This window comes from Membranihabitans marinus (assembly GCF_021729155.1).
Lineage (GTDB): Bacteria > Bacteroidota > Bacteroidia > Chitinophagales > Saprospiraceae > Membranihabitans > Membranihabitans marinus.
Map to the genome: position 1 here is coordinate 82,292 of NZ_JAJQYA010000013.1, position 12,400 is coordinate 94,691.

The following is a 12,400-nucleotide window of genomic DNA, read 5'->3' on the forward strand; positions in this document are numbered from 1 at the left end:
CACAGTGGGTATGACTTCACTCGCTAGTGGCGAACCCACATGAAACACGGAGGTTTCGGTTCCCTCATCCGATGGACATTTAGTCCATCGGGTTGCTCTAAAGAGCAACTTTATTCAGTCGTGCACTTCGCTCGGTCATCCTAGACAATTCCCCTCCTTTGGAGGGGTGTCAGTTTACTGACGGGGTGGTATGGAAATTCTGTAGGAAATATTAAAATTTATTTTTTTTCAATTGAACCACCCCGTCTGACAAGTCAGACATCCCTCCAATGGAGGGGAATTTTTACCCGACTAACTCGTCCTAAAAAAAATTTTTTTCGTTATACAAAGTCAAAAATTTTCTTGACAATAGGCATCTCAATTTTCAAAAAATTAAATCCTTGACGAGATCCATTTTAGCATCCCGGTAGTTCGTTATATGAGTAAGACAAGGGGGCAATTGTTGTGCTGTGTAGGTAGACAATACACCAATTACGCCGATCCCTGCATTGATTTCCGCTTGGACTCCGGAAGCAGAATCTTCAAATATTAAACACTCTGAAGGTTCTACCCCAAGATTTTTAGCAGATTGAAGATAGACTTCAGGATCTGGTTTGTGGTGAGTAACATCTTCGCTGGCCAAAAGGGATGAAAAATAATTCTCGATACCGAGTTGTTGCAGAATCATAATTCTATTGGCAGCAGGTGCTGATGTCGCGTCTCCCAATTGAATATTGCTATCTTTCAAAAGAGTTAAGAAATCTAGGTATCCCGCTAGAGTTTCTACCTTGTCTTTATATAGTTCTCTAAATAAGCTCTCTTTTTCGTCTGCTAGGATATCCAATTCTTGTCCTTGAATCGGTCTGTCCAAGAAATGACTCATTATGTATTGGTTGTTTTTGCCATACATGTGGTCTTCAAATTCTTTTTCAGTAGGATAGATTTCATGTTTTTTGAAAAATTCCTGAAAGGCTATTTTATGATGGGGGTTGATTTGGTATTATTCGTTTTTACCCAAAAAACCTAGTTTCAAATTTTGTGAATTATAACCTCTTTCAACCGATCAATTAGATTTGTTATAGATCGAACTCATGTTAATAGCTAAAATCTGTATAAATTATTAAAAACATATCAATGAATAGAAAGTATTCTATTTAATAAAATGTCTAGTTTAATAAATATTTTTGAAGAATTTTTTTATTAAACAAAATTTGTATAATACTGTGTTAAGTGTAATTGTGTTTTTTATTATTGTTTTTTAAGTAAAATAAATTTATATTTATTGATAATTAATTATGATTAAAATAGCTAATGTCATAAATTGTGTTTTATAAAATACATGTAATTTTATTATTTTTGTATGTGTTTTATTTATTGTAATATGTGTTTAATTTATAGTATGTTTGAATTATTGTAAAATAAATATATTATACGAAATCGATCTTAAGTCAATTTAAATTACTTTTTTTATTTGCACCGAAAGTGGTTATAATGAGGAAATAGCTGGGAAATATTCTAACAATTACGACTGGAACGAAATTGGTCAACTACATAATGATGGAATGGAAATTCTCTTCAATGAACTTAAAAGTAAGAAACTAGATTTAAATATTAGTGAAGGAAAAAATATTTTAAAAAGAATTGCACTGGAATATTTTGAAGAGATTCAATTGAATTTAAAACATCCTCACTATCCTATTGGTTATTTACAACATGAAAAAATAGTAGTAAATAGTTTTAAGCACTTTAATATTTTTTATGAAGGTAGTAGTGAACAAATTCATGAATTATTTTTAGAAACTGGGATAGACGATGAAATTGTTCTTAATATTATAAAAATTATAGAAATTTTTGAGAATTCTAATTATAATACTTCGTATGATAAATTAAGGTTGAAATTTAATGAATTTAAAATAGAATTGGAAGGATCAAATGATTGGAATTATATTTTAGATGATACATATAATATTGCACTGGCTTCATTTGATTATTGGACTCGTAATTTCGATAAATGGGAGTCTGAATTTGGGAAAATTCAATTAAGACAAAGTAATAGGTTGTTATCAGTGGGCAGAGCGGATCTAGATGGAGCTACATATGGAGCAATAATCGGCGACGGTCCTAGTGCAGTAGGAAGTGCATTAACATCTTCAGGATTAGGAATTATTATTTCAGTTTTTTGGGAATGAAAAAAGTAATTGTTTTTTTATATTGGTGGATAATAGGAGTAATAGTAATGTTCGGATTCTATAGTTTTATTAAATTGACCAACAAAGAAGAAGAATTCAATGTGGGTGTTTCATTATTGGCGTTTATCGCGTTATCTTTTATTCTCACCTTAGTCATTAAAAAGGAAAAATAATTGTTTCCCAAATAAGAAGATTATATACTAATTTATATTAGTAGTGAGAAATTCAATATCCATGTAGGGAGTCTTCCTGAAAAAAATTCTTGATGATAGGCATCTCAATTATCAAAAAATTAAATCCTTAACGATATCCATTTTAGCATCCCGGTAGTCCGTTATATGAGTAAGACAAGGGGGCAATTGTTGTGCTGTATAGGTAGACAATACACCAATTACGCCGATTCCTGCATTGATTCCCGCTTGGACTCCGGAAGCAGAATCTTCAAATATTAAACACTCAGAAGGGGGTACTCCAAGATTTTTGGCAGATTGAAGATAGACTTCGGGATCTGGTTTGTGGTGAGTAACATCTTCACTGGCCAATAGGGATGAAAAATAATTCTCAATGCCGAGTTGTTGTAGGATCATTATTCTATTGGCAGCAGGTGCTGATGTCGCTACACCCAATTGTATGTTATGCTCTTTTAGAAGAGTTATAAAATCTAGGTAGCCCGCTAGTGTTTCTACCTGGTCTTTATATAGTTCTCTAAATAAACTCTCTTTTTCGTCGGCAAGGATATCCAATTCTTCACCTTGAATCTTCCTACCTAAAAAATGACTCATGATGTATTCGTTGTTCTTGCCATACATATGGTCTTCGAATTCCTTTGCAGTAGGATAGATCTCATATTTTTTGAAAAATTCCTGGAAGGCTATTTTATGATGGGGATTGGTATCACAGATGACTCCATCCATATCGAAGATGACTGCTTTTATTTTCATGGAACAAAACTAGGGTTTTGCCATGGTAATTTGAAAATATGCCTCAATATATCGTCAATATTTTCTTCTTTATTTAACCCATTAATTCGAATTGCATTTATAATAAAGACTTCACCAAATGAATTTCCGTGATTATAAAATACATTAGATAAATGTATTTTGCAAAACATAAATTTTATAACCGGTTAATACCAATTACAAACGTATTTGGTATAATATACTTCGTTTGGGGAGAATAATTATAAATGCATTTCGTATAAGACGCACAACTTTGCTTAAAAATCATTTTAAAATTATGATTATCCAGCTTTACTTCGGCTAATTCTGTGACAGCGATAATAATTCAATACGACGTCCACCATTCTGCAAAGGTCTGTGTAGAATCTTTTACTATGATTTCGTGTCCAATTTCTGGATTTATAACTTGGATATTCAACTCTTTTGCTTTTGCCAGAATACGTTCTATGGGATCTGTCCAAGTGTGAAATGCCAATTTAAATCCTGCCCAATGAATGGGCATTATTTTATTTGCCTTTAAGTCCAATCCTGCTTGTGCTGTTTCTTCTGGCATCATATGAACATCGGGCCACAGTTCATTATACTGCCCACATTCCAATAAGGCAATATCGAATGGCCCATACTTTTCACCAATCTCTGAAAAGAAGGGGGCGTACCCACTATCGCCACTAAAATAAATGTTTTCTGTTGCTGATTGGATGACCCAAGAACTCCATAAAGTACTCTGTCTGTTGTTCAATTTGCGACCCGAAAAATGTTGTGCTGGTGTACAAACAAACTTCAATGAATCAATTTGTGTTTCCTCCCACCAATCCATTTCTATAATTTTGTTAGATGATACGCCCCAAGCTTCCAAGTGCACACCAACTCCAAGAGGTACAATGAATCGGAGGGTCTTATTCTTTAGTTTTAGTACGGATTGATAATCGAGGTGGTCATAGTGGTCATGGGAGAATATCACTGCGTCGATCTGTGGTAGTTTTTCTACTTCGAGGGGAAACTCAGAATTAAACCTCTTACTTCCCAGCCAGGGATGTGGGGCAGCCACTTCACTAAACATTGGGTCAATCAGCATATTTTTCCCATCCATCTGTAATAAAAATGAGGAGTGGCCATACCATATTAATCTTGCCTTACCTTGATATTGAGCAACTGCTGCCGAATCGATTTTGTTTGCTTTTAAATCTTTCTTTGGGCGATCATTGGGTACTTTTGCAGTGAAAAACTTGTAAGCCAAACCCATGGTTTCTGAAAAACTGAGGTCTTGAGGTGCTGAAGTATTGATATTGTAAAATATCCCTTCTTTAAATTGCTGCGATTTTTGATACCTATTTTGTCTTTCTATCAGAACATCTCCTCCAAAACTCGGGTAAAAATTAGTGAACATCAAGTATCCAATGATTAATACACCAATAATGATTGGGATCGTTATCAATATATTTTTTAAAGTATTTCTGTGCATTACCCTTATTTGTGCTTAGTTATTTCCCAAAATTTAAAAACTTAATTTAATTTGTTTTTTTCCCTGTATGTCTTTAGACCTATGCCTTCTTTTTCAAGAGACTCGAGAAATAGGGAGGGTATTCAAAACCCAGTTAATAAACTACTTCTGAGTTGGTTTTATTGGTATCTAATTGAATATTCTTGACCTCTTCAATTAGGCGCAACTGTAAAACTTCAACAGATGGTTTCTCAGTTTCCTTTTTGACTGTGTCAGTGAGATTCGTCGTACCCTCCCCAAATCTGGGTTAGAAAATCGAAGATTTTAATATAAAATTATCGTATTTCTTTTCCTATGTTGTTAATTTTTCTTGCCGAGCTTTCTTCAAGCTGTTTCAATAAACATACTAGTCATTGACTTCAAAGAGAATATGGCCTGTGGATGAAAATCATTCCTCGCTCTGAAAACGGCTCAATAAGCTTTCTCCACGAACCATAGATGGAAAATATTGAGGATATTCAGGTTTAATAGCACTCACTTCATCCAGTTGTTTTATTTCCTCATCGCTTAATTCAATATCAGCAGCACTCAGGTTATCAATTAACTGTTCTTCCTTACGAGCCCCAATAATGACACTTGTAACACCTTGTTTATGAAGTAACCAAGCCAAGGAAATTTGTGCAACAGAAGCATTTTTACTATCTGCAATTTCCATCAATTTATCCACGACATTAAAACCCTGTTCCTCTTCAACCGGTGGAAATTTAAATTTCTCTCTTCTTCCCGATCCCTCTCCTTCTCGGTTATATTTACCACTTAAGAAACCTCCAGCTAACGGACTATAAATCAATGTGCCCAGTCCCAAATCGAGAGAAGCAGGTATAATTTCCCTTTCTAGCTCACGACCCACCAGAGAATAATAAGCCTGAACAGAACAGAATTTTTCTGTGTTCAACAATTTCGCCATTCCGTCTGCTTTGGCAATTTGCCATGCGCTGAAATTCGAAAGTCCAATGTACCTTACTTTGCCTTGACGAACTAAGTCATCCAGTGCTTTCAATGTTTCTTCAAGAGGTGTAGTTGTATCGAACTGATGAACCTGGTATAAGTCAATATAGTCCGTTCCCAATCGCTTTAAACTGCCTTCCACTTCACGCATAATTGCCAGGCGGCTAGTTCCCAGGTCATTGGGTCCAGGAGACATGGTGCTGTATACCTTAGTGGCTATAAGTACATCTTTCCGTTTATTGCCTAAAGCTTTTCCAAGCATCATTTCTGATATGCCAGAACTATATACATTGGCGGTGTCAAAAATATTTATACCAGCATCAATCGAAAGGTTAACCATTTTTGTGGCGAGTTCCTGACCAGTTGCCCCAATCATTCCCAAGAAACTTCCAACTTCGTTGTTGAAGGTCATGGTTCCGAGTGTTAACTCCGAAACGTACAATCCTGTATTTCCTAAGCTTTTGTATTTCATAATTTTTATGTCTTATTAAATTGAGTATTTAATTTAGGATTCATGTCATCATTTAAAAAACCATCTCTGACAGTTAGTACTTTGGCAAAAAGACATCGTCATTGTGTCATTTGACAGGCAATCGATCTTGAATTATATTTATTATCATTCACATAGTGAAGTGGAAATTCATCGAAGACCTTGGCTAGTTCTTCAGTATTTTCACCGGCGTAATCTTTGACCTAGGGACTAGATAAAATATAGTAGTTGCGCATTTCAATTTTTGCCCAAAAGCCAGTGAGCATACCAAAAACATTTATTTTAAATATTCAGCGAATGGTATCTTCCGAGGAGTCAATAATTATCTCTTTAATACCAAATGCGTTTTTAGTAGTTAATTGTAAATGTATTACCTATAATCACGATTGCTTTTTTTTGTTTCAAATAATAAACTAAAGGTAAGTATGGAGATATCTTGATTCCTTATACTGATTTCCTAATCTTATATACTTTTTGGTTTTTTATTATCTTATTAACTTCTTTGATGAGTCTCTCTATTTTTTGGTCATAAGCGAACTAATGTGGTTTTGCATAGACGTCTGATCATTATAAAATATATACCTTCCAGTATTTCGTATAAGACGGATTGTAACTTTAGATATTAGGATATGACCAATTGGGTTTTCAAATGTAGATTAGACACGTATATTTTGTAATTGGATATTTAATTTCGATATTCATGTTGATCTATAGTATATTAGTAGTCTTAAATCATCATTGTTTATGTATAATTTTAGACAATTATTTCCATTGTTTATTTTATTTGCCGCTTGTTTTTCTTGCAATAAGGTAGATATTTCGCAAGAGATAAGGGAAGAAATGTCTAAGCTGCCCGATCAATTAGATTATAATCAACATGTCAAACCTATATTGTCTGATAAATGTTTTGCTTGTCATGGTCCAGATAAAGCTACGATATCGGCTGGTCTCCAATTGCATCAGAGAGAATTGGCCTATAGTGAATTGGTTGACCATCCAGGTAAATATGCTATTGTGCCTGGAAAATTGGGCAAGAGCCAAGTCATAGCTAGAATTTTAACTCAAGACCCAGATTTGGTGATGCCAAAACCCGAATCCCATCTTACACTTTCCAACTATGAGAAGGCGGTATTGATTCAATGGATAAAAGATGGGGCAGAATACAAATCTCATTGGGCATTTCTACCCTTGGATGAAACACTAGATGGCGAGGATCTTGATAAAAATCAATATTTTAATCCTATTGATAAATACGTTCAAAGAAAATGGAAAGAAAATCAATTACATGGAAATCCATTGGCAGATAAGGAGACCATATTGCGCCGGTTGAGTTTTGATATTACTGGACTGCCACCGAGTGCTGAAGAGATATCTGCTTTTTTAATGGATACCAGTGTTCATGCTTACGAAAAACAAGTAGATCGATTATTGTCATCACCACAATATGGTGAGCAAATGACATTGAGGTGGATGGATTTGGCGAGATTTGCGGATACTCATGGGTATAGTGTGGATCGTTACCGAGATATGTCACCATGGCGAGATTGGGTCATCAATGCATTTAATGAAAATATGGGTTATGATGAATTTGTCGAGTGGCAATTGGCTGGTGATTTGATGGATAATCCCAGTAAAGACATGGTCTTGGCGACTGGATTTAATAGAATTCATCCTCAGAATATGGAAGGAGGCATTGTCAATGAAGAGTTTTTAATTGAGTATGCAGCCGATAGGGCCAGTACTTTTGGGCAAGCATTTTTAGGGCTTACAGTGGCTTGCGCCAGATGTCATGATCACAAATATGATCCAATCAGTCATAAAAACTTCTATGAGTTGACCAGCTATTTTAATAATGTAAATGAGTCTGGACAAATATCGTGGAATAATGCCATGCCAGTGCCTACCATGTTATTGCCCACTGAGGAGCAAGAGGCTGTCATTGATTTTTTGGAGTCGGAAATAACTAAACAGGAAAACAAAAGAGATAGTCTTATTCAACGAGTTGTCCGAGAAGAAGCTGTAGAATGGATCTCTAATCAAGGGTATAATGAATTGCCAAAAGAAGTAGGTACAGCGTTTTGTACGGCCTATTTTCCCTTAGACAAAGATTTGTCAAATACTATTAGTCCTAAGGTTGTGGGGGATATGGCCAATGAAACAGGGGGCAATAAAAAGATAGAGTGGTCAGAGGGCAAGAAGGGCTCAGCGATATTATTTAACGGTGACAATTGGTTGAATTTAGGAGGTGAAGGTGTTTTTGGCAGACATGAGTCTTTTAGTGTGGGTTTTTGGATTCATCTTCCAGCGGATTTAAAAGATGGTAATATTTTTCATAAAGGGGATGGCGCTATTCTCTACAATTGGCGAGGGTATCATCTGCGTATTGTCGGTCAACAGTTGGAAATGATGTTGGCCCATACTGCACCAGATAATGCTATTGTAAAATATACCATGGAGGATGTGCCGCGTGAACAATGGATTTATTTGACCATGACCTATGATGGGAGCAGTAAAGCCAAAGGGTTGCGATTGTACCTCAACGGTGAGGAGATGGCGACAGAGACTAAGGTCGACAATCTATACAAGGATATTTTATTTCATCGGCAAAATGAGCCAGGATTACAGTTTGGCGCTAGATATCGAGGTAAGGGTATTAAGGGAGCCATGTTAGATGAAGTGAGGGTGTATAATAAAAAACTTACCGAAATGGAAATTCGTCTTTTGGCCACAGGAGACAGTGATGATTATTATCCAGATAGGCCTCCAGAAGCATTAAGTCAAGATGAAAAACAGTGGTTAACGGAGTATTATATTGAAAGAAGGTCGGATAAATTAGAAAAGAATAATCAAGCTTTACAAGATCTGCGAAAAAGATATGTGGATTCAATGGAGGTTATCCAAGAAGTTATGGTTATGAAGGAAAAAGAGGAAGCCGTTCAGGCTTTTGTACTAGAGCGCGGGGCATACGACAGTCCAAGTGAAAAAGTATATCCCAATACACCAGAAGTGTTTTTACCTATTCCAGATCAATATCCCAACAACAGGTTGGGTTTGGCCAAATGGCTGTTTCATCCCGATCATCCATTGACGGCTCGGGTGGCAGTGAATCGAATTTGGCAGGATTATTTTGGTCGTGGATTGGTGGAGACGAGTGAAGATTTCGGGAATCAAGGTAGTATGCCCAGTCACCCTAAACTACTCGATTATTTGGCAAAATATTTCCAAGATTCAGGTTGGGATTTGAAGGCAGTTCAAAAGCATATAGTGATGTCCTATGCCTACCGTCAATCGTCGATTAGCGAAGAAGGTCATCCCGATATTGAAAATATATGGTTGTGTAGGGGGCCTGTAAAAAGGTTGTCCGGAGAGATGTTGAGAGACCAAGTACTCAAAGCATCAGGGTTGTTGAATGCCACTATCGGAGGTAAGAGTGTTAAGCCATATCAACCTGCTGGATTGTGGCGAGTGAATGGTTCGACTTATGTGGCAGACAAAGGAGAATCCTTATATCGACGCAGCATGTATACTTTGTGGAAACGATCAGTACCACATCCAACTATAGCTAGTTTTGATGCTCCTGCCAGAGATGTCTGTGTGATTAGAAGACAAGAAACCAACACCCCGCTTCAGGCATTGGTCTTGTTAAATGATCCAATCTATATAGAGTCAGCCAGGGTAATGGGAAGTAGATTTTCCAATTATCCGAATGCTGAGGCCGGAATTGTGGAAGGGTTTTTAAGATTGACGGGGCGAAATATTAAGTCAGAGGAAATGGATATTTTATTGAAATTATATGGTGCAGAGGTTGAAAAATTTCAAAACTATCCGAAAAAGATGAAGGGATGGTTGACGATGGGTGATAGTTCTGTAGCAGATGATCATCGATCTGCAGCAACGGCAGCTATGGCTGTAGTGATGAATACTATAATGAATTCAGATGCCTCGATTATGCTTCGATAAAATTATTTGGTAAGTAAAACATAGATTATGTGTGGCCACGAAAAGATATTGCGATCCAACCATCCAGAACTTTCACAGGTAGAGCGCCAGCTGGATCGAAGAAATTTTTTGCAGAAAACAACTTTGGGACTAGGGGCATTGGCTTTGGGGAATTTGCTGAACCCGAGGATGGCCCATGGTCAAGTGAGTCCATTGATGCAAAATGGATTGGGTTTGCCTCATTTTGTGCCTAAAGCCAAACGAGTGGTTTATTTGTTCCAGAGTGGTGGACCATCGCAGCTCGATTTATTTGATTACAAGCCTGAATTGCTGCAGAGATTTGGCCAGGACTTGCCGGCTTCAGTGAGGTCGGGGCAAAGATTAACTGGGATGAGTGCCGATCAATCTATTTTTCCAATAGCACCTTCAACTCTCCAATTTAGTCAATATGGTGAGTCTGGTGCATGGGTAAGTGAGGCTATGCCTTACCTATCGGAAATAGTGGATGATTTGTGTTTTATAAAGTCTATGCAAACAGATGCCATTAATCACGATCCAGCCATTACGTTTTTACAAACGGGCAATCAAATTGCAGGACGACCTTCCATTGGTTCGTGGTTGAGTTATGGATTGGGGTCGGACAATGACAATCTCCCGACTTTTATTACTTTAATCTCCAAAAATGGTTCTGGTCAGCCTTTGTATGCCAGACTTTGGGGCAATGGTTTTTTGCCCACTGAACATCAAGGGGTGCAATTTAGAGCTGGGAAGGATCCTGTTTTGTATTTGAGCGATCCCGAGAATTATGATGGACATGATCGAAGGCAAATGTTAGATTATTTAAAAGAGTTAAATGGTGTCCAACATGATGTTTACGGAGATCCAGAGATTAATGCTCGAATAGCGCAATACGAGATGGCTTTTAGGATGCAAACTTCGGTGCCGGCTATTACTGATTTGTCTGATGAAAAAGATTATATTTTTGATATGTACGGGGAGGATAGTCGTGACCCAGGAACTTATGCGGCCAATTGTTTAATGGCAAGAAGGTTATTGGAGCAAGATGTCAAATTTGTGCAGCTCTATCATCAGGGATGGGATCAACACGGTGACTGCCCTGGCGGGGTAAGATCGAATGCTAAAAAGACGGATCAGGCTACAGCTGCCTTGATCAAGGATTTGAAGCAGCGAGGAATGCTAGAGGATACTTTGGTAATTTGGGGAGGTGAATTCGGTCGTACGGTATATTCTCAAGGACAATTGTCCAAGAGTAATTATGGAAGAGATCATCATCCCAAGGCTTTTACAATGTTTATGGCTGGTGCTGGAATAAAACCTGGAATAACTTATGGATCGACCGATGAATTTTGTTACAATGTAACTGAAAATCCAGTTCACGTTCACGATTTTCACGCCACCCTACTTCACCTGTTTGGCATTGATCATGAACGTTTAATCTATAAAGTGCAGGGGCGGAGATTTCGATTGACCGATGTACATGGTCATGTAGTCCAAGATATCTTGTCTTAGTTCTATTTTTAAAACCATTTTTAAGGGAGTTAGAATACATGGTTAAATATCATCAGAAGCGTCCAAAAAAAGTAAAAAAAGCCCTGAAGGGGCGTAGTCTAATAGCATAGGGTGCAACCCTATGGAGGATAGATCTTCCAAAAATAAGTCCTGAAAGGACGTAGGCAAATAATAGAGATAATGGGTATAGTAAAAATATTGCTGTGTTAAAAATATTAATCTTAACAGTGTTAATGAATAGAATAATAACGATAGAATGAATTATGTAGGGTAATCATTAAAACGCTTTAATCGGATTTGTCATGATTTTTTCCCAATATATCTTTATATGAAAATATATAAGATTAAATCCAAATTTGTTTCATAATAAAAATATGATATCGCAAAAATATCGCAAAATCAACTCTGAACAATATCTCCTCACCCACCCGAGATCAAGAGATCTCGGTTTCCTCATCGTAGACCGATTTACGGTCTACGGTTCTTCGAACTACATTCGGTCGCCCACAGCTATTAGACTTCGTCCTTTCAGGACTTTCCTTCAAAGTAAGATTTTATACCGAATGAATTTATTTTGGACGATTATACTAGGATGTATATGGTGAATTATCCTCAGATTAACATCTTATTTTAACAAACATAGGTTCGTTTTTCTTTTGATCCATTTTTAAAGCCTAAATTCTTGGTTTTGAATAGCTATTTCTTTGTATTGAATTTATTTTGGACACCTGTGAAATATCAGATGTTTCCATTTTGGGCTTTATTTAAATAGTTAATCATTTTTTTGATATTCTTATTGTATTAGATGTTATTCACATAATTTCTAATAAATATTGTATTGGGTAATTATTAATTACGTTGGGTA

The 12,400-nt window shown here is 36.6% G+C and carries 7 protein-coding genes; 3 read left to right on the forward strand and 4 right to left on the reverse strand.

Annotated features, from left to right (window positions below; all coding sequences use genetic code 11):
* Positions 1–364: 364 nt before the first annotated feature.
* Positions 365–973: an HAD family hydrolase gene (locus LVD51_RS10230; protein WP_317207898.1), complete on the reverse strand. Its 609-nt coding sequence runs from the start codon at positions 971–973 to the stop codon at positions 365–367.
* Positions 974–1,541: 568 nt separating this feature from the next.
* Between LVD51_RS10230 and LVD51_RS10235 the strand changes: the two genes are divergently transcribed.
* On the forward strand, positions 1,542–2,168 hold the full coding sequence (locus tag LVD51_RS10235; RefSeq protein WP_236971136.1) for a hypothetical protein: 627 nt from the start codon (positions 1,542–1,544) through the stop codon (positions 2,166–2,168).
* 284 nt (positions 2,169–2,452) lie between these two features.
* Here the strand turns inward: LVD51_RS10235 and LVD51_RS10240 are convergent, their stop codons facing one another.
* The 3 genes from LVD51_RS10240 to LVD51_RS10250 form a co-directional block, all read right to left on the reverse strand.
* Positions 2,453–3,109, reverse strand: coding sequence for an HAD family hydrolase (locus LVD51_RS10240; protein ID WP_236971137.1), 657 nt, complete (start codon positions 3,107–3,109; stop codon positions 2,453–2,455).
* Positions 3,110–3,452: 343 nt separating this feature from the next.
* Positions 3,453–4,589 carry an MBL fold metallo-hydrolase gene (locus LVD51_RS10245; RefSeq protein WP_394803167.1) on the reverse strand — a complete coding sequence of 379 codons (1,137 nt, stop codon included), beginning with the start codon at positions 4,587–4,589 and terminating at the stop codon, positions 3,453–3,455.
* A 427-nt stretch (positions 4,590–5,016) separates the two neighbouring features.
* Positions 5,017–6,048, reverse strand: a complete 1,032-nt coding sequence (locus tag LVD51_RS10250; protein WP_236971139.1) for an aldo/keto reductase — start codon at positions 6,046–6,048, stop codon at positions 5,017–5,019.
* Between the two features lie 762 nt (positions 6,049–6,810).
* Between LVD51_RS10250 and LVD51_RS10255 the strand changes: the two genes are divergently transcribed.
* Complete coding sequence (locus LVD51_RS10255; protein WP_236971140.1) at positions 6,811–10,026, forward strand: DUF1553 domain-containing protein; 3,216 nt, start codon at positions 6,811–6,813, stop codon at positions 10,024–10,026.
* Between the two features lie 27 nt (positions 10,027–10,053).
* Positions 10,054–11,535, forward strand: a complete 1,482-nt coding sequence (locus tag LVD51_RS10260) for a DUF1501 domain-containing protein (RefSeq protein ID WP_236971141.1) — start codon at positions 10,054–10,056, stop codon at positions 11,533–11,535.
* The last annotated feature ends 865 nt before the right edge of the window (positions 11,536–12,400 follow it).

Coding starts and splice junctions, on each gene's coding strand:
- LVD51_RS10255 (WP_236971140.1), top strand. CDS start 6,811: ATGTATAATTTTAGACAATTATTTCCATTGTTTATTTTATTTGCCGCT.
- LVD51_RS10235 (WP_236971136.1), top strand. CDS start 1,542: ATGGAAATTCTCTTCAATGAACTTAAAAGTAAGAAACTAGATTTAAAT.
- LVD51_RS10250 (WP_236971139.1), bottom strand. CDS start 6,048: ATGAAATACAAAAGCTTAGGAAATACAGGATTGTACGTTTCGGAGTTA.
- LVD51_RS10240 (WP_236971137.1), bottom strand. CDS start 3,109: ATGAAAATAAAAGCAGTCATCTTCGATATGGATGGAGTCATCTGTGAT.
- LVD51_RS10260 (WP_236971141.1), top strand. CDS start 10,054: ATGTGTGGCCACGAAAAGATATTGCGATCCAACCATCCAGAACTTTCA.
- LVD51_RS10245 (WP_394803167.1), bottom strand. CDS start 4,589: ATGCACAGAAATACTTTAAAAAATATATTGATAACGATCCCAATCATT.